Origin of the sequence: Streptomyces sp. NPDC000229, from assembly GCF_040300825.1 — a bacterium.
Classification (GTDB): Bacteria; Actinomycetota; Actinomycetes; order Streptomycetales; family Streptomycetaceae; genus Streptomyces.
Window position 1 is genome coordinate 187,393 of record NZ_JBEPEL010000002.1, and the last position, 16,738, is coordinate 204,130.

The window sequence follows — 16,738 nt, forward strand, 5'->3', positions numbered from 1 at the left end:
GAAAACGCACCATGACCGACAACACCGTGTACGACTACGTCATCGTCGGCGGCGGCACCGCCGGTAGCGTCATCGCCCACCGGCTCACCGCGAACCCCGACGTCACCGTCGCCGTCATCGAGGGCGGCCCCTCCGACGTCGACCGCCCCGACGTCCTGACGCTGCGCCGCTGGATGGGTCTGCTCGGCGGCGACCTCGACTACGACTACCCCACCACCGAGCAGCCGCGCGGCAACTCCCACATCCGGCACAGCCGCGCCCGCGTGCTGGGCGGCTGCTCCTCGCACAACACCCTCATCTCCTTCAAGCCGCTGCCGTCCGACTGGGACGAGTGGGAGGAGGCCGGGGCAGAGGGCTGGAACGCCGCCGCCATGGACCCGTTCTTCGACAAGCTCCTCAACAACATCGTCTCCGTGGACGAGAAGGACCGGAACGCCATCGCCCGCGACTTCGTCGACGCCGCCCAGGCCGCGCTCGGCGTCCCGCGCGTCGAGGGCTTCAACAGCAAGCCGTTCCACGAGGGCGTCGGGTTCTTCGACCTCGCGTACCACCCGGAGAACAACAAGCGCTCGTCCGCATCGGTCGCGTACCTCCACCCCATCATGGGCAAACGTCCCAACCTGTACCTGATGCTGGAGACCTGGGCGTACAAGCTTCAGCTCGACGGTACGACGGCGACCGGCGTCCACGTCCGCACCAAGGACGGCACCGAGCAGCTCATCACCGCCCGCCGTGAAGTCCTCGTCTGCGCGGGCGCCGTGGACACGCCCCGGCTGCTGCTGCACTCCGGCATCGGCCCCAGGGCGGACCTCGAAAAGCTGGGCATCCCCGTCGTCCACGACCTTCCGGGCGTCGGCGAGAACCTGCTCGACCACCCCGAGTCGGTCATCGTCTGGGAGACGAACGGACCCATCCCGGAGAACTCCGCCATGGACAGCGACGCGGGCCTCTTCGTGCGCCGCGACCCCGAGTCCAAGGGCCCGGACCTGATGTTCCACTTCTACCAGATCCCGTTCACCGACAACCCCGAGCGGCTCGGCTACCAGCGCCCCGCCCACGGCGTGTCGATGACGCCGAACATACCCAAACCGCGCAGCCGCGGCCGCCTCTACCTCACCAGCGCCGACCCCGAGGTCAAGCCCGCCCTCGACTTCCGGTACTTCACCGACGAGGACGACTACGACGGCCGCACCCTTGTCGACGGAATCCGCATCGCCCGCGAGATCGCCAAGGCCGAGCCGCTCGCCGGCTGGCTCAAGCGCGAGGTGTGCCCCGGCCCCGAGGTGACGGGCGACGAGGAGCTCAGCGAGTACGCCCGCAAGGTCGCGCACACCGTCTACCACCCGGCCGGCACCTGCCGCATGGGCGCCGTGGACGACGAACAGGCCGTCGTGGGCCCCGACCTGAAGATCCGCGGGCTCGACGGCATCCGCATCGCCGACGCGTCCGTCTTCCCGACCATGCCCGCCGTCAACCCGATGATCGGGGTGCTGATGGTCGGCGAAAAAGCCGCGGAACTGCTGGGAGGCGGTGCCTGATGAGTACGACCCCGGTCGACACGACCCCCGCCGACACGACCCCCGTCTTCTCCGTCGAGGGCCTCTGGAAGGTCTTCGGCCCCAAGGCCCACCGCGTACCCGGCTCTCCCGAGCTCGCGGACCTCCCCGCCGCCGAACTGCGCGAGCGCACCGGCTGCACCGCCGCCGTCCGGGACGTCTCCTTCGACGTCCGCAAGGGCGAGGTCTTCGTCGTCATGGGCCTGTCCGGCTCCGGCAAGTCCACCCTCGTACGCTGCCTGACCCGGCTCATCGAGCCCACCTCCGGCACCGTCGCCATCGACGGCGAGGACATCCTGTCCATGGACAAGTCCCGGCTGCGGGAACTGCGCCGCCACCGCGCCGCCATGGTCTTCCAGCACTTCGGCCTGCTGCCGCACCGCTCGGTCGTCGACAACATCGCCTACGGGCTCGAAATCCAGGGCATGGGTCGTGCCGAACGGCGCGCCAAGGCCGCGCAGATCGTCACCAAGGTCGGCCTGGAAGGCATGGAGGACCGCAAGCCCGGCCAGCTCTCCGGCGGCCAGCAGCAGCGCGTGGGACTCGCCCGTGCCCTCGCCGTCGACCCCGAAGTGCTCCTGTTCGACGAGCCGTTCAGCGCGCTCGACCCGCTGATCCGGCGCGACATGCAGGAGGAGGTCATCCGGCTCCACCGCGAGGAGGGCCGCACGATGATCTTCATCACCCATGACCTCAACGAGGCGCTGCGCCTCGGCGACCGCATCGCCCTGATGCGCGACGGCCGGATCGTGCAGCTCGGCACGCCCGAGGAGATCGTCGGCTCGCCCGCCGACGACTACGTACGCGACTTCGTGCGCGACGTGCCGCGCGAGCAGGTGATGACGGTACGCGCCGCCATGCGCCCGCCGTGCGCCGGCGACGCCGACTCCGGTCCGGCCGTCGCGCCCGGCGCGACCGTGTCCGAGGCCATCGAGGCGGTCGCCCGCAGCGGCGGCCCGGTACGGGTCGTCGACGCCGGCCGGTGCGTGGGCGTCGTCGACCACGAGGGCCTGCTGTCGGTCGTCGCCGGTGTCCCGGTCGGGGCCCCGGCGGCCGCGGGGAAGGCGGCGGCATGACCGCGGCCGTCACCGCCCCCGCCCAGGCCCGGCTGCCCGCCGCCGCACGACGCTACTGGCCGGCGGCCGCCGCCCTCGTCCTCCTGCCGCTCGGCCTCCTCCTCGCCGGCGGCGGCAGCTGGCCCGCCTCCCTCTCCGTCGACCTGTCCGGCCCGCTCGGCTCCGCCAGCGACTGGATCGTCGACAACCGCGACAGCCACCCGCTGTTCCTGTACTTCTTCGGGCACATCAGCAACGCCGTCGTCCTCGCCGTGCGCGGCGTCTACCTGGTGCTCCTCGCCGCCGGCTGGGCCGGCGTCACCGCCGCCGCCGGGATCGTCGCCTGGCGCGTCGCCGGCCTGCGCCTCGGGCTGACCACCGTCGCCGCGTTCGCCGCGTGCGGGCTGCTCGGCATGTGGGTGCCCACCATGCAGACCCTGGCCCTCATGGTCGTCGCGGTCGCCGCGTCCGTCGCGCTCGGCGCCGCCCTCGGCCTCGCCGCCGGGCTCTCGGACCGTACGTACCGGGCGCTGCGGCCCGTCCTCGACACCATGCAGGTGCTGCCGGCGTTCGCGTACCTGCTCCCCGTGGTGCTCGTCTTCGGCATCGGCGTCCCCGCGGCCGTCCTCGCGACCGTCGTCTACGCCGCCCCGCCCATGGCCCGCCTCACCGCGCTCGGCCTGCGCGCCGCCGACCCCGGCGTCCTGGAGGCCTCGGCCTCCCTCGGCGCGACCGGCAAGCAGCGGCTGCTGACCGCCCGCCTTCCGCTCGCCCGCAAGGAACTCCTCCTCGGCGTCAACCAGTCGATCATGATGGCCCTGTCGATGGCGGTCATCGCGTCCGTCATCGGCGCGGGCGGCCTCGGCGACCGCGTCTACCAGGCCCTCGCGTCCGTCGACGTGGGCGCGGCGCTGGCCGCCGGTATCCCGATCGTGCTGCTCGCCGTGGTCATGGACCGTACGGCGACGGGCGCGCGCACCCGGGACGGTTCGGCACGCGGCCGGCTCGCCTGCGGTGTCGCCGTGGTCGCCGCCGCCGTCACCGGCCGGCTGACCGGCGGGCTCACCTGGCCCGAGGCATGGCACCTCGACATCGCCGAGCCCGTCAACCGGGGCGTCGACTGGATGACCGCCCACCTCTACTCGGGCGTCCCCGTCGTCGGCGGCACCGCCGACTGGGCGGCGCACTTCACGGGCTGGGTGCTCGACCCCGTACGTGACGGCCTCCAGGCCCTGCCCTGGTGGACGCTGCTGCTGGCCGTCGGCGCCCTCGCGCTGCTCGTCGGTACGTGGCGCACGGCCCTGACCGCCGTCGCGGCGATGGCCGCCATCGGTGTCCTGGGCGTGTGGGACGCGTCGCTCGACACCCTCTCCCAGGTGCTCGCCGCCGTGGCCGTCACTCTGGTGCTCGGCTTCGGCATCGCCGTCGCGGCGGCGCGCAGCGGCCGGGTGGAGCGGATGCTGCGCCCCGTCCTGGACGTCTTCCAGACCATGCCGCAGTTCGTGTACCTGATCCCGGTGGTCGCGCTGTTCGGCGTGGGCCGCGCCCCGGCTGTCGCCGCCGCCGTGGTGTACGCCCTGCCCGCCGTCGTCCGCATCACCACCCAGGGCCTGCGCGGCGTCGACCCGGTCGCGTTGGAGTCCGCCCGCTCGCTGGGCGCCACCGGCTGGCAGCAGCTGCGGCAGGTGCAACTCCCGCTCGCCCGGCCCGCGCTGCTCCTCGCCGTGAACCAGGCGGTCGTCCTCGTCCTCGCCGTCGTCATCATCGGCGGCCTGGTCGGCGGTGGCGCGCTCGGCTACGACGTGGTCTTCGGCCTCGCCCAGGGCGACCTGGCGACCGGCCTGGTCGCGGGCGCCGCGATCGTCTGCCTGGGCCTGATGCTGGACCGGGTCACCCAGCCGACCGGAAAGGAGGCCTGACATGCGTAAACGCATCATGGCTCCGCTGATCGCCGCACTGACCCTGCTGCCCCTCACCGCGTGCGGCGCGGCCGACATGACCAAGCAGGCGTCTCCGTACGCCGCCGCCCAGGGCGCCAAGACGGTGACCCTGTCCGTCCAGTCGTGGGTGGGTGCCCAGGCGAACGTGGCCGTGGCGAAGTACCTGCTCGAACACGAGCTGGGCTACCGCGTCGACACCGTCCAGGTCGACGAGGTCCCCGCCTGGGACGCCCTCAGCCAGGGCCGGGTGGACGCCCTCCTGGAGGACTGGGGCCACCCGGAGCAGGAGCAGCGGTACGTCAAGGACAAGAAAACCATCACGCCCGGCGGCGACCTGGGCGTGACCGGCCACATCGGCTGGTTCGTCCCCACGTACTTCGCCAAGGCCCACCCGGACGTCACCGACTGGAAGAACCTCAACAAGTACGCCGACCGGCTCCGCACGGCGGAGAGCGGCGGCAAGGGCCAGCTGCTGGACGGTTCCCCGTCGTACATCACCAACGACAAGGCCCTGGTGAAGAACCTCGGCCTGGACTACAAGGTCGTCTTCGCGGGCTCCGAGGCGGCGCAGATCACCCAGATCAAGCAGTTCGCCAAGGAGAAGAAGCCCTTCCTGACGTACTGGTACAAGCCGCAGTGGCTGTTCGAGAAGGTGCCGATGACGGAGGTGAAGCTGCCCGCGTACAAGGAGGGCTGCGACGCCGACCCGAAGAAGGTCGCCTGCGCCTACCCGCACACCCCGCTGCAGAAGTTCCTGAACGCCGACTTCGCCGAGAAGGGCGGGAAGGCGGCCGCCTTCCTGAAGAACTTCCGCTGGACGACGGAGGCGCAGAACGACGTGGCGCTGATGATCGCCGAGCAGAAGCTCTCCCCGGAGGCGGCGGCGGAGAAGTGGGTCAAGGCCAACGAGCCGACGTGGCGGGCCTGGCTGCCGTAGCCCTTCGCACGACTGAGCCGCCATGGGCGACGGAGCCCCGCCCATGGCCGCCGCAGCGGCCCGGCCCCTGAACTTCGGCGACCCGCCGGGCCGTGCCGCCTGCTGGGGCCCCTGGCGCAGCGTCCCCACCCGGGCGCCGATGCCGTCGCCGGGCGCCGCCCACATGGCGGCATCAGGCCCTTCCGGTGCGTGGGGGTTGCCTGGCGCTGTTCCGGGCGATGGGGCACCAGTGGCGGGCGAGTGCCGGGGAGGAGCGCGGGCTGACCCGGCAGGGGAGGCGGTGGCTCAGTCCGGGTCGTCGAACATGGACAGCAGGGCCTGCTCGTCCGGTTCGGGGGCCGGGCGGCCGGTGTGCGGCACCTGCTCGGCCCAGACGGTCTTGCCCTGGGGCATGAAGCGGGCGCCCCAGCTCCTGGTGAACTGGGCCACCAGGAACAGGCCCCGCCCGCCCTCCTCGGTGGTGGCGGCCCGGCGGATGCGCGGGGAGGTGTTGCTGCGGTCGGAGACCTCGCAGATCAGTGAGCCGTCACGCAGCAGCCGAAGGCACACGGGGCCCCGGCCGCCGTACCGTACGGCGTTGGTGACCAGTTCGCTGACCACCAGGCCGGTGCTGAAGTCCAGCTCCGCCAGGCCCCACTCGGCGAGCTGATGGTGCGTCAGTTCACGGGCGCGGGCGACCATCGAGGGATCGGAGGGCAGCTCCCACGACACCACCCGGTCGTCGGGCAGCGCGTGCACGCGGGCCAGCAGGAGCGCCACGTCGTCGCGCGGGCCGTCGGGGAGGAGGGTACTCGTGACCCGGTCGCAGATCCGCTCCAGTGACGGTTCGGGCCCGGCGAGCGAGGCCAGGAACTGAGCGGTGCGGGCGTCGGTGTCGGTGCCGCCGAAACCGCGGCTCTCCTTGAGCAGCCCGTCGGTGTAGAGGGCCAGCAGGCTGCCCTCCGCCAGGTCGATCCCGGCGGACTCGTACGGCTGGACCCCGCCGAGCCCGAGCGGCGGGCCGGCCGGCAGGTCGATCAGCCGCGGCGCGCCGTCCGGCGGCAGCACCGCGGGGGGCGGGTGACCGGCCCTGGCGGCCGTGCAGTGGCAGGACACGGGGTCGTACACCGCGTACAGGCAGGTCGCCGCCGTCGCCGGGTCCTCCTCGTCGGCGGGGCCACGGCTGACCAGGTCGTCCAGGTGGCTCAGCACCTCCTCGGGCGGCAGGTCCAGGGCGGCCAGGGTGTGCACCGCCGTGCGCAGCCGGCCCATGGTGGCCGCCGCCTGGAGGCCCTGCCCGGCCACGTCGCCGACGACCAGGGCCACGCGCAGCCCGGACAGCGGTATCGCGTCGAACCAGTCCCCGCCCACGCCCGCCCTGGCGTCGGCGGGCAGGTAGCGGGACGCGAGATCGGCGGCGGTCAGCCGGGGCATGTCACGCGGCAGCAGGCTCCGCTGGAGGGTGAGGGAGGAGTGGTGCTCACGGCTGTAGTGGCGGGCGTTGTCCAGGCTGACCGCGGTACGGGCGGCCAGCTCGCCCGCGAGCGCCAGGTCGTCCTGCTCGTACGGTGTGGTCCTGCCTCGGCGGTAGAACCCGACCAGGCCCAGGACGGCGCCCCGGGCGCACAGCGGGGCGCCCAGGTAGGAGTGCGCGCCCTCGCCGAGCAGGTCCACGGGGTGCTCCGCGGCGGCCGGGGGGCCGGTCAGGGCGCCGGTCAGGGCGCCGGTCAGCACCGCGTCCGTGACCGGCCGCCCGGTGGTGAGGGCCCGGGCCTGCGGCGTGCCGGACGGGTAGGCGACCGGCTCGTCGACCCCGCCGGCCCGCGCGTCACGCGAGTCCTCGCCCGCCCAGGCCGCCACCCGGCGCAGTACCGCACCGGGGCCCGGCCGCCCCGACGGGGGTTCCTCGCCCGTGAGGGCGCCCTCCATCAGGTCGACCACGACGAGGTCGGCGAACCGCGGCACGGCGATCTCCGCCAGCTCCTCGGCGGTGCGCCGCATGTCCAGGGTGGTGCCGACGCGCCTGCCCGCCTCGTTCAGCAGCGACAGCCGTCCGCGCGCCTCGGCGGCCAGGCGGCCGACACCCGGCTCGCCCACCAGCAGCAGCCACGCGTCGGTCCGGTCGCCGGTGCCCGCGCGGCCGGACGCGCCGGATGCGTCGGGCGCGCCGTTCAGCAGCGGGACGTCCCGGCCGTCCGGGGCGGTCGTGGTGACCCCCGTACCGCCGGTGCCGCCGCCACCGCTCGCGAAGCTGACCTCGACGGCCGCGCCCTCCGCGTCGCCGTGGCGCAGCTCCTGGCGGCGCAGCGTGGCGACCCGGCCGCCCGCCAGTGGGACCTCGGCGAACGCCTCACCGGGCGAGCCGATCAGCTCGATGGCGTTCTCCAGGAGCACCATCCGCTCCTCCGGGGCCAGCCGGGGCGCGGCCACGCCTAGGGGGGCGAGCTCGCCCGAGTGGAGGTGGAGCCGGGCGTGCTCGCCGCGCCGCCGGGCGTGGAGGAAGGAGCTCATCAGGTTGCGCTCCCTGGCCGCGCTCAGGTCCAGCAGGCGTTCCGCGATGCGGTCGGTGGCGTCCTGGAGGGCCAGTGCCATGCCCGGCTCGGCCAGGTCCCTGGGTACGGAGAGGTTGACCGCGCCCTGCACGGTGCCGCCCACCGGATCGCGCACCGGGGCGGCCATGCAGGTGAGCTCCTTGAGGTTGTGCAGGAAGTGTTCGTGGCCGACGACCACGAAGGGTGCTCTGGTGCTCAGCACCATGCTGACGCTGCTGGTGCCCATGAACCGCTCGTCGACATTGGCGCCCGGCACCAGGGAGGCGGCGTCCATCAGCTCCAGCCCCACCGGGTCGCCCCGCCGGTCCACGATGTGTGCCTGGGCGTCGGCCAGGGTCACGGTGACGGGCAGGCCCGAGAACCGCTCGCACAGGTGTCGCAGCACCGGCGCGGCGGCCCTGATGAGCCGCGAGTCCGGATCGAGGTCGCTCCCGACCGGCAGGGCGGCGCCCTCGGTGTCGATCCCGAGGGACCGCGAGCGCCGCCAGGAGGCGAGGATCTCCGGGCGGACTCCGCCGTCGGGCGGCCTCTGCTCACCGCGATCTTCCACAGACCCAGGATAATCGGGCAATACGGACGCTAGCGCGCGGCGGGCGTCGCCGGGCCCATGACCTTGGTGTTCTGTGCGGCGGCGACCCACCGGACACCGTCGTCCTCGGCCAGTACGCACAGCGGGGTGCCGGGCACGGCCTCGGGGTTCCCGGCCACCAGTGCGGCCGGATCCGCCTGCCCCCGGAACACCCCGTCCAGCCGCTTCCCGTCCCGGGTGACCGGGCGCTGCCCCACCTTGACCGCGGCGACGTCCGGGCGGACGAACAGGATGTGCTCGACCTCGTGGGTTGCGGTCACGTCGTGGTCGACCGTGCCGGGGAGGACCGTGTGCGTGAACGCGCTGATCTCCGCGAAACCGGTCAGCCGCTTCCCGTGCGCGGTGCCCACACCGCGTCCTCGCGGAACCCGCTCACAAAGGCGTCGGGCAGGGCGTTCTGCTGCGCGTGCTGGACGCCGGCGACGAACGCGACGATGGCGTCCACGTCTTCCCGCGGGACGGGGACCCCGCCGACCTGAGGGCTCACGATGTCTCTCCTGTCGCGTACGCGGACTTCGTTACGCGCCACAGCCTGCGGCCTCAACCGCGGTCGAGGTCAACGCCGTCCGTCACGCGCCGACCGTGCCGTCGATGCCCTCGCGGAGGAAGTCCGCGTGGCCGTTGTGGCGCGCGTACTCGTGGATCAGGTGCAGCATGACGTGCCGCAGGGACACGTCGATGTTCCAACGGGCGTTGTGGCCCGTGACGTCGAGCGACGCGGCCGACTCCTCGATGCGGCGGGCGTGTTCGACCTCCGCCTCCCAGGCGGTGAACGCCTCCGAGCGGGTGCACCCCGTCGGGTCGTACGCCGCCTGGTAGTCGTCGGTCGGCGACCAGACCAGCGGGACGTCCTCGCCGTTGATGGTCCGGCGGAACCAGGCGCGTTCCACCTCCGCCATGTGGCGGACCAGACCGAGGAGGGTGAGCGTCGACGGGGGCATGGAGCGGCGCCGCAGGTCCTCGTCCGACAGGCCCTCGCACTTCATGGCGAGGGTGGCGCGGTGGTAGTCGAGGAAGGCGCGCAGCATCTCGCGCTCACCGCCGACCAGCGGGGGGCCGATGCGTTCGGTGGCCATGGGCGGATCCCTTCGAAGTGCCCGGCACGTACGTGCGGTTGGACCCAGGATGGATCACCTGCGGCCGGGCGCCCAGCGGATATCGGCCGCCCGCCCCGCCGCCGGCGGGCCGGAATCCGGTGGCCCCGGCAGACGGTACGGGTCTAGGGTCGCCGTCATGGCGATCACGGGGGCACACGACATCGACGAAGCGGTCGCGGTCACCGCCCGCGCGCTGCGCGGCGTGGCGGACCGGGACTGGTCCGGGCCGGCGGCCGGGCTGGAGTGGAGCTGCTACGACACGGCCGTCCACATCGCCGAGGACTTCACCGGCTACGCCACCCAGCTGACCGGCCGCTCCACCGACTCCTACGTCCCCTTCGAGATCCGCGCCGAGCCGGGCACCACCCCCGCCGGACTGGTCCGCGTCATCGAGGCCACCGGCGGGCTCCTGTCCGCCGCCGTCCGCACCACGCCCGAGGACGTACGGGCGTGGCACCCGTACGGCGTGGCCGGGGCCGACGGCTTCGCGGCGATGGGCGTCGTCGAAGTGCTCCTGCACACGTACGACATCCTCGGCGCCCTCGACGCCCCCGCCTGGCGGCCGCCCGACCACCTGAGCACCCGCGTCCTGGACCGCCTCTTCCCGCACGCCCCGCGCACCGGCGACCCGTGGCGGACCCTGCTGTGGGCCACCGGCCGCGCCGACCTGGACGGCCTGCCGCGCCTGGCCGTCTGGCGCTGGTACGCCGACCCGGTCCGCACCGGACGCCTGCTGCTGTGCGAGGTGTCCCCGAACGTGGGGGCCGACCTGCACGACGGTGGCACCGGCGGATTCACCTGGGCGGACGGCGGCCCGCCGGAGGGCACCCGACTCGCCGGCCGGCTGGTGGCCAAGGCCCGCGAGGAGGGGACGTACCGCCCCGGCTGGAGCCCGTACGTCATCGTCCGCGCCTCCGACCGGCGCGCGCTGGGCGCCGTCGGCTTCCACGCCGCCCCGGACGCCGACGGCCGTGCCGAGATCGGCTACGACCTGGTGGAGAGCGCCCGCGGCCACGGCTACGCCACCGAGGCGTTGCGCGCCCTCACCGACTGGGCATTCACCCGGCCGGAGACCGCCGTGCTGCGCGTCGTCGTCGACCACGGCAACGACGCCTCGCACGGGGTCGTCACCCGCGCCGGCTTCACCAGGGCGGACGAGGGCGAGGACACGACCGTCTACGAGCTGCGCCGCACCTGATCGGCGATCTCGCGCACCGCCGCCATCGCCCGGTGCAGCAGGCCCGGACCGAACGTGATGCGCGTGGCGCCCAGGCGGCCCAGCTCCGGAACCGGCGGACCGCCGGGGAGGGGCGCCACATTGATCGGCCCGTCGATCCGGGCGCGGAGCAGCGGAATGTGCTCGGGCGGCACACCGATGGGGTAGACGCAGTCGGCGCCCGCCTCGACGTACAGCCGCGCCCGGGCGATCGCCTCCTCCGGGTCGGCGACGCCCCGGACGAAGGTGTCCACCCGGGCGTTGAGGAACAGCGCCCCGCCCGCCTCCGCCCGTACCTCCGCCAGCCAGTCGGCGTGCGCCCGGGGGTCCATCAGCGTGCCGGCCCGGGAGTCCTCCAGGTTCACGCCGACCGCCCCGGCGTCCAGGACGCGGGCCACGAGCTCCTTGGGCGCGAGGCCGTAACCACCCTCCACGTCCGCCGACACCGGGACGGACACCGACCGGACGATCCGGGCGACCGCCGCGAACATCTCGTCGGCGGGCGTCGCCCCGTCCTCGTACCCGAGCGACGCCGCCACCCCCGCGGACGGCGTGGCGAGGGCCGGGAAGCCGGCCTCCTCGAAGGCGCGGGCGCTCGCCGCGTCCCACGGGCCGGGCAGGACCAGGGGGTCCCCGGGGGCGCGGTCGTGGTGCAGGGCGCGGAAGACCCCGAGGGGGTCGGTCACTTGGTGCTGCCCTTGAACTGCCCCGGCGTGTAGTGGCCCGGAACCATACGGCTGGTGACGGCGAACCGGTTCCAGGCGTTGATGACGTTGATCGCGGCGATCAGCTGGGCAAGCTCCCTCTCGTCGAACTGCTTCGCCGCCTTCTCGTACACCTCGTCCGGGACGAAACCATCCGTCAGGACGGTGACGGCCTCGGTCAGTTCGATCGCCGCCAGCTCCCTCTCGGTGTAGAAGTGCCGTGACTCCTCCCAGGCGCTGAGCTGGATGATCCGCTCCACCGACTCACCGGCCGCCAGCGCGTCCTTGGTGTGCATGTCCAGGCAGTACGCGCAGTGGTTGAGCTGCGAGGCGCGGATCTTGACCAGTTCGAGGAGGACCGGGTCGAGGCCCTGACGGGCGGCCGCGTCCAGCCGGACCATGGCCTTGTAGACCTCGGGCGCGTGCTGGGCCCAGGAGAGGCGGGGGGTGTGCTCGGTCGCGTAGGCGTCGGTCTTCGTCTCTGTCGTCATGGCTCTGACCGTACGGGCTGTGTGGCGCACGGGTATGGTCCACTTCCATGACGGATTCCTGGGCCACTTTCGGGGCGGACCTCCATCTGGAACTACGGGGCACCAGGTTGCGCTCCGGCCTGATGGAAGCCCTGCGGGAGGCCGTTCGGACCGGGCGGCTGGCGCCCGGGACGCGGTTGCCGTCCTCCCGGTCGCTCGCCGCCGACCTGGGCATCGCCCGCAACACGGTCGCCGACGCGTACGCCGAGCTCGTCGCCGAGGGCTGGCTCACCGCCCGGCAGGGCTCCGGCACACGGGTGGCCCGGCGCGCCGCCCCCCGCCCCGGCCCGGCCGCCGGGCACCGGGCCCAGGCGCGCGGGGGCACGCCGGCCGCCCCGGTGCCGCCCCGGCGCCCGCCGGTCCGCCGCCCTCCCGCGCACACCCTGCACCCCGGCACGCCCGACCTCGGGTCCTTCCCGCGCGGCGAGTGGCTCAAGGCGGCCCGCCGCGCGCTGACGTCCGCCCCGCACGAGGCGCTCGGCTACGGCGGACCGCACGGCCGCATCGAGCTGCGTACCGTCCTCGCCGACTACCTGGCACGCGCCCGGGGCGTGTACGCCGACCCCGACCGCATCGTCATCTGCTCCGGCTTCGTCCACGGGCTGCGGCTGATGGCGCAGGTGCTGCGCGGGCGGAGGGTGCGGGACGTCGCCGTCGAGTCGTACGGGCTCGACATCCACTGGAACCTCCTCGCGGAGGCCGGTCTGCGCACGCCCGCGCTGCCGTTCGACGAACACGGCACCAGGACCGGCGAGTTGGACCGCCAGGGCGCGGTACTGATCACTCCCGCCCACCAGTTCCCGCTCGGGGGCGCGCTGCCGCCGGACCGGCGCGCCGCCGCCGTCGACTGGGCGCGGCGGACGGGCGCGCTGATCCTGGAGGACGACTACGACGGCGAGTTCCGCTACGACCGCCAGCCGGTCGGCGCCCTCCAGGGCCTCGACCCCGAGCGCGTCGTCTACCTCGGTACCGCGAGCAAGTCCCTGACGCCCGGGCTGCGGCTGGGGTGGATGGTGCTGCCGGAGGCCCTCGTGGGTGACGTGCTCGCCGCGAAAGGCCACTCCGACTGGGTGTCGAGCGCGCTGGACCAGCTGACGCTGGCGGAGTTCATCCGGTCGGGCGCGTACGACCGGCACGTACGGGGCATGCGGCTGCGCTACCGCCGGCGGCGCGACCAACTCGTCGCCGCACTCGCCGAACGGGCGCCCGACATCCACGTGAGCGGCATCGCGGCCGGGCTCCACGCCGTCCTGGAGCTCCCGCCCGGCACCGAACGGTCCGTCGTCCAGGCGGCGTCCTGGCAGGGCCTGGCCGTCCAGGGGCTGGACGGCTTCCGCCACCCGGACGTGCCGCCCGGCCGCGACGCCCTGGTGGTCGGCTACGCCACCCCCACGGACAGCGCCTGGTCGGGCGCCCTGGACGCCCTCTGCCGCGCGCTTCCCTGACGGGGGCGGGGGCGGGGCGGGGCGGGGCGCAGGCCCCGGCGGCGGCCACCGCGCCCGCCCGTTTCACCGCGCCGGGTGCCCCCGGCCGGGGCGCACGCCGGGCCACCCGCCGGCCTTGCACCCCCTGCCGGGGCCGCCCGGCCGGTCACCGGGACCGGGTCCTCACCGCAGCACCTGGCGCAGCTGTTCCAGGCCCCAGTCCAGGTCCTCCTTGCTGATCACCAGGGGCGGGGCGATGCGGATCGTCGAGCCGTGGGTGTCCTTGACCAGGACCCCGCGGTCCATCAGCTTCTCCGAGATCTCCCGGCCCGTGCCCAGGCTCGGCACGACGTCCACGCCCGCCCACAGGCCGCGGCCGCGCACCGCCTCCACGGCGCCACCGCCGACCATCAGCCCCAGCTCGTGGTGGAGGTGGTCGCCCAGCTCGGCCGCCCGCTGCTGGTACTCGCCGGTGCGCAGCATCGCCAGCACCTCCAGGGCCACCGCGCACGCCAGCGGGTTGCCGCCGAACGTCGACCCGTGCTCGCCCGGCCGGTGGACGCCCAGCACCGCCGCGCTCGACACGACCGCCGACACCGGCACCACGCCGCCGCCCAGCGCCTTGCCCAGCACGTACATGTCCGGGACGACGCCCTCGTGTTCGCAGGCGAACGTGCGGCCCGTGCGGCCCAGGCCCGACTGGATCTCGTCCGCGATGAACAGCACGTCCCGCTGACGGGTCAGCTCCCGGACCGCTGCCAGGTACCCGGCCGGAGGCACCAGCACCCCCGCCTCGCCCTGGATCGGCTCCAGCAGCACGGCCACGGTGTTGTCCGTCATGGCGAGGTCCAGCGCCGCCAGGTCCCCGTACGGAACGATCTCGAACCCCGGTGTGTACGGGCCGTAGTCCGCCCGCGCCTCGGGGTCGGTGGAGAAACTGACGATCGTGGTCGTCCGGCCGTGGAAGTTGTCCGCCGCCACGATGATCTTCGCCATGCCGTCCGGCACGCCCTTGACGCGGTACCCCCACTTGCGGGCGGTCTTCACGGCGGTCTCCACCGCCTCCGCCCCGGTGTTCATCGGCAGCACCATCTCCATGCCGCAGAACTCGGCCAGCTGCGCGCAGAAGTCCGCGAACCGGTCGTGGTGGAACGCCCGCGACGTCAGCGTCACCCGCTCCAACTGCGCCTTCGCCGCGTCGATCAGCCGCCGGTTGCCGTGGCCGAAGTTGAGCGCCGAGTAGCCGGCGAGCATGTCGAGATAGCGGCGCCCCTCGACATCGGTCATCCAGGCACCGTCCGCCGACGAGACGACGACGGGCAACGGGTGGTAGTTGTGCGCGCTGTGCGCCTCCGCGGAAGCGATCGCCTCTTGTGTTCTCGACACGGGGTCTCCGTTCGTCCTGCGGCGTGGGGCGGTGGTGGCGCCCCTTTCTATCGTCGCTCGCCATGCGGACGAAGAAACCTCGCTGCGGGTGTGGCGGCTAGGGTGGGCGGTACGCGCGGCGACTGGCGTACGGGGAAGCGACCCCGGGGGAGCCGTGCGCGGCAGACCACACGAGGGTGCCGCCCGCCTGGGCACCCGGAGACCTCGTCCGTGCTGCCGGCCCTCTGGAGGACGCCATGACCAGCCTTCCCCTTCCCTCCCACCACCCCGCCCTCGCCGCCTCCGACCCCGAACTCGCCGCGCTCGTCGGCGCGGAGGAGCGGCTCCAGGCCGACACCCTGCGGCTGATCCCCAGCGAGAACTACGTGTCGCAGGCCGTTCTGGAGGCCTCGGGCACCGTCCTGCAGAACAAGTACAGCGAGGGCTACGCGGGCCGGCGCTACTACGAGGGCCAGCAGAACATCGACCAGGTCGAGCTGCTCGCCATCGGCCGGGCCAAGTCCCTCTTCGGTGTCGACCACGCCAACGTCCAGCCCTACTCCGGCTCCCCGGCCAACCTCGCCGTCTACCTCGCCTTCGCCCAGCCCGGCGACACCGTGATGGGCATGGCCCTTCCGATGGGCGGTCACCTCACCCACGGCTGGGGCGTCTCGGCGACCGGCACCTGGTTCCGCGGCGTCCAGTACGGCGTACGCCACGACACCGGGCTCATCGACTTCGACGAGGTGCGCGAGCTCGCCCTGAAGGAGCGGCCCAGGGTCATCTTCTGCGGCGGCACCGCGCTGCCCCGGACCATCGACTTCGCCGCCTTCGCGGAGATCGCCCGTGAGGCGGGCGCCGTCCTGGTCGCCGACGTGGCCCACATCGCCGGCCTGATCGCGGGCGGCGCCCACCCGTCGCCGGTGCCGCACGCGGACGTGATCTCCACAACCACGCACAAGACCCTGCGAGGTCCGCGCGGTGCGATGCTCATGTGCCGCGAGCAGCACGCCAAGGCCATCGACAAGGCGGTCTTCCCGGGTCTCCAGGGCGGCCCCCACAACCAGACCACCGCCGCCATCGCGGTCGCCCTCCACGAGGCCGCCCAGCCGTCCTTCCGGGACTACGCGCACCAGGTCGTCGCCAACGCCAAGGCCCTCGCCGAGGAGCTCCTCGCCCGTGGCTTCGACCTGGTCTCCGGCGGTACGGACAACCACCTGATCCTGATGGACCTCACGCCCAAGGACGTCCCGGGCAAGGTCGCCGCGAAGGCCCTGGACCGGGCGGGGATCGTCGTGAACCACAACACCGTCCCCTACGACCCCCGCAAGCCGTTCGACCCCTCCGGCATCCGCATCGGCACCCCGTCCCTCACCTCCCGTGGCCTCGGTACGCAGGCCATGGCCGCCGTCGCCGACTGGATCGACCGGGGCGTCACCGCCGCCCGCACCGGAGACGAGGCCGCCCTGGCGGTGATCCGCGCCGAGGTCGCCGACCTGATGTCCGCCCACCCGGCCCCCGGCATCCCGGCCTGACTCCCCTGCCCGGCCGACCGGCTGCCGGGGCCGCCCGGGGGCGACCCCGGCCCGCGCCGGGGCGCCCCCGGCCCCTGCCCGGCCGACCCCCGGGCGCCCCCGGGCCCTGCCGTACGCAGCCCGGGCCCCTGGCCCGCCCTGACCGGTCCGGTCCCGCCCCGGCCCTGCGTACGTGGCCCCGCCCCTGGCCGCCCTCCGGGCCTCGCCTCCGGCCGTACCGCTCCGGGCCTCGCCCGCCCCGGGACCCGGAGCGCCCCGG

14 protein-coding genes and 1 riboswitch are annotated in these 16,738 nt (G+C 73.8%); of the genes, 7 read left to right on the forward strand and 7 right to left on the reverse strand.

The features are described from left to right. Positions 1–11 precede the first annotated feature (11 nt). From ABT360_RS02395 to ABT360_RS02410, 4 genes are read left to right on the forward strand one after another with little or no spacing between them, the layout of a single operon-like run. Entirely contained in the window at positions 12–1,538 is a 1,527-nt protein-coding gene (locus ABT360_RS02395; RefSeq protein ID WP_351809401.1) for a GMC family oxidoreductase, read from the forward strand. Further along, entirely contained in the window at positions 1,538–2,632 is a 1,095-nt protein-coding gene (locus tag ABT360_RS02400) for a quaternary amine ABC transporter ATP-binding protein (protein WP_351809404.1), read from the forward strand. Before ABT360_RS02395 ends, ABT360_RS02400 begins: the two co-directional genes overlap by 1 nt. Then, positions 2,629–4,530: an ABC transporter permease subunit gene (locus tag ABT360_RS02405; protein ID WP_351809407.1), complete on the forward strand. Its 1,902-nt coding sequence runs from the start codon at positions 2,629–2,631 to the stop codon at positions 4,528–4,530. The genes ABT360_RS02400 and ABT360_RS02405 overlap by 4 nt, the downstream gene beginning before the upstream one ends. 1 nt (position 4,531) lies before the next feature. Further along, positions 4,532–5,488: an ABC transporter substrate-binding protein gene (locus tag ABT360_RS02410; RefSeq protein ID WP_351809410.1), complete on the forward strand. Its 957-nt coding sequence runs from the start codon at positions 4,532–4,534 to the stop codon at positions 5,486–5,488. A 285-nt stretch (positions 5,489–5,773) separates the two neighbouring features. Here ABT360_RS02410 and ABT360_RS02415 read toward each other — a convergent pair whose 3' ends face one another. From ABT360_RS02415 to ABT360_RS02430, 4 genes are all read right to left on the reverse strand, one after another. Beyond that, complete coding sequence (locus ABT360_RS02415) at positions 5,774–8,569, reverse strand: SpoIIE family protein phosphatase (protein WP_351809412.1); 2,796 nt, start codon at positions 8,567–8,569, stop codon at positions 5,774–5,776. Positions 8,570–8,598: 29 nt separating this feature from the next. Further along, positions 8,599–8,958, reverse strand: a complete 360-nt coding sequence (locus tag ABT360_RS02420; protein WP_351809415.1) for a hypothetical protein — start codon at positions 8,956–8,958, stop codon at positions 8,599–8,601. Beyond that, entirely contained in the window at positions 8,931–9,095 is a 165-nt protein-coding gene (locus ABT360_RS02425) for a hypothetical protein (protein WP_351809418.1), read from the reverse strand. The genes ABT360_RS02420 and ABT360_RS02425 overlap by 28 nt, the downstream gene beginning before the upstream one ends. 82 nt (positions 9,096–9,177) lie before the next feature. Next, positions 9,178–9,684, reverse strand: a complete 507-nt coding sequence (locus tag ABT360_RS02430) for a DinB family protein (protein WP_351809421.1) — start codon at positions 9,682–9,684, stop codon at positions 9,178–9,180. A gap of 157 nt (positions 9,685–9,841) precedes the next feature. Here ABT360_RS02430 and ABT360_RS02435 point away from each other — a divergent pair, with 157 nt between their 5' ends. Next, positions 9,842–10,903, forward strand: coding sequence for a GNAT family N-acetyltransferase (locus ABT360_RS02435; RefSeq protein ID WP_351809424.1), 1,062 nt, complete (start codon positions 9,842–9,844; stop codon positions 10,901–10,903). Here the strand turns inward: ABT360_RS02435 and ABT360_RS02440 are convergent. Both ABT360_RS02440 and ABT360_RS02445 read right to left on the reverse strand, forming a co-directional pair. Beyond that, positions 10,882–11,607, reverse strand: a complete 726-nt coding sequence (locus ABT360_RS02440; protein WP_351809427.1) for an isocitrate lyase/PEP mutase family protein — start codon at positions 11,605–11,607, stop codon at positions 10,882–10,884. The genes ABT360_RS02435 and ABT360_RS02440 overlap by 22 nt on opposite strands. After that, entirely contained in the window at positions 11,604–12,116 is a 513-nt protein-coding gene (locus ABT360_RS02445; RefSeq protein WP_351809429.1) for a carboxymuconolactone decarboxylase family protein, read from the reverse strand. The genes ABT360_RS02440 and ABT360_RS02445 overlap by 4 nt, the downstream gene beginning before the upstream one ends. 47 nt (positions 12,117–12,163) lie before the next feature. On the opposite strand from ABT360_RS02445, the gene pdxR reads away from it, so the two are divergent. Continuing rightward, positions 12,164–13,600, forward strand: coding sequence for a MocR-like pyridoxine biosynthesis transcription factor PdxR (gene pdxR, locus ABT360_RS02450; RefSeq protein ID WP_351809432.1), 1,437 nt, complete (start codon positions 12,164–12,166; stop codon positions 13,598–13,600). A 162-nt stretch (positions 13,601–13,762) separates the two neighbouring features. On the opposite strand, the gene rocD is transcribed toward pdxR, so the two are convergent. After that, on the reverse strand, positions 13,763–14,965 hold the full coding sequence (rocD, locus tag ABT360_RS02455; protein ID WP_351809435.1) for an ornithine--oxo-acid transaminase: 1,203 nt from the start codon (positions 14,963–14,965) through the stop codon (positions 13,763–13,765). Positions 14,966–15,073: 108 nt separating this feature from the next. Further along, a riboswitch (ZMP/ZTP riboswitch) is annotated at positions 15,074–15,165 on the forward strand. Between the two features lie 36 nt (positions 15,166–15,201). Here rocD and glyA point away from each other — a divergent pair. After that, entirely contained in the window at positions 15,202–16,479 is a 1,278-nt protein-coding gene (gene glyA, locus ABT360_RS02460; RefSeq protein ID WP_351809438.1) for a serine hydroxymethyltransferase, read from the forward strand. The last annotated feature ends 259 nt before the right edge of the window (positions 16,480–16,738 follow it).

What these genes read in the sequence shown, in the direction of transcription:
- ABT360_RS02395 (WP_351809401.1), top strand. Translation starts at nt 12, where the DNA reads ATGACCGACAACACCGTGTACGACTACGTCATCGTCGGCGGCGGCACC.
- ABT360_RS02400 (WP_351809404.1), top strand. Translation starts at nt 1,538, where the DNA reads ATGAGTACGACCCCGGTCGACACGACCCCCGCCGACACGACCCCCGTC.
- ABT360_RS02405 (WP_351809407.1), top strand. Translation starts at nt 2,629, where the DNA reads ATGACCGCGGCCGTCACCGCCCCCGCCCAGGCCCGGCTGCCCGCCGCC.
- ABT360_RS02410 (WP_351809410.1), top strand. Translation starts at nt 4,532, where the DNA reads ATGCGTAAACGCATCATGGCTCCGCTGATCGCCGCACTGACCCTGCTG.
- ABT360_RS02430 (WP_351809421.1), bottom strand. Translation starts at nt 9,684, where the DNA reads ATGGCCACCGAACGCATCGGCCCCCCGCTGGTCGGCGGTGAGCGCGAG.
- ABT360_RS02435 (WP_351809424.1), top strand. Translation starts at nt 9,842, where the DNA reads ATGGCGATCACGGGGGCACACGACATCGACGAAGCGGTCGCGGTCACC.
- ABT360_RS02445 (WP_351809429.1), bottom strand. Translation starts at nt 12,116, where the DNA reads ATGACGACAGAGACGAAGACCGACGCCTACGCGACCGAGCACACCCCC.
- pdxR (WP_351809432.1), top strand. Translation starts at nt 12,164, where the DNA reads ATGACGGATTCCTGGGCCACTTTCGGGGCGGACCTCCATCTGGAACTA.
- glyA (WP_351809438.1), top strand. Translation starts at nt 15,202, where the DNA reads ATGACCAGCCTTCCCCTTCCCTCCCACCACCCCGCCCTCGCCGCCTCC.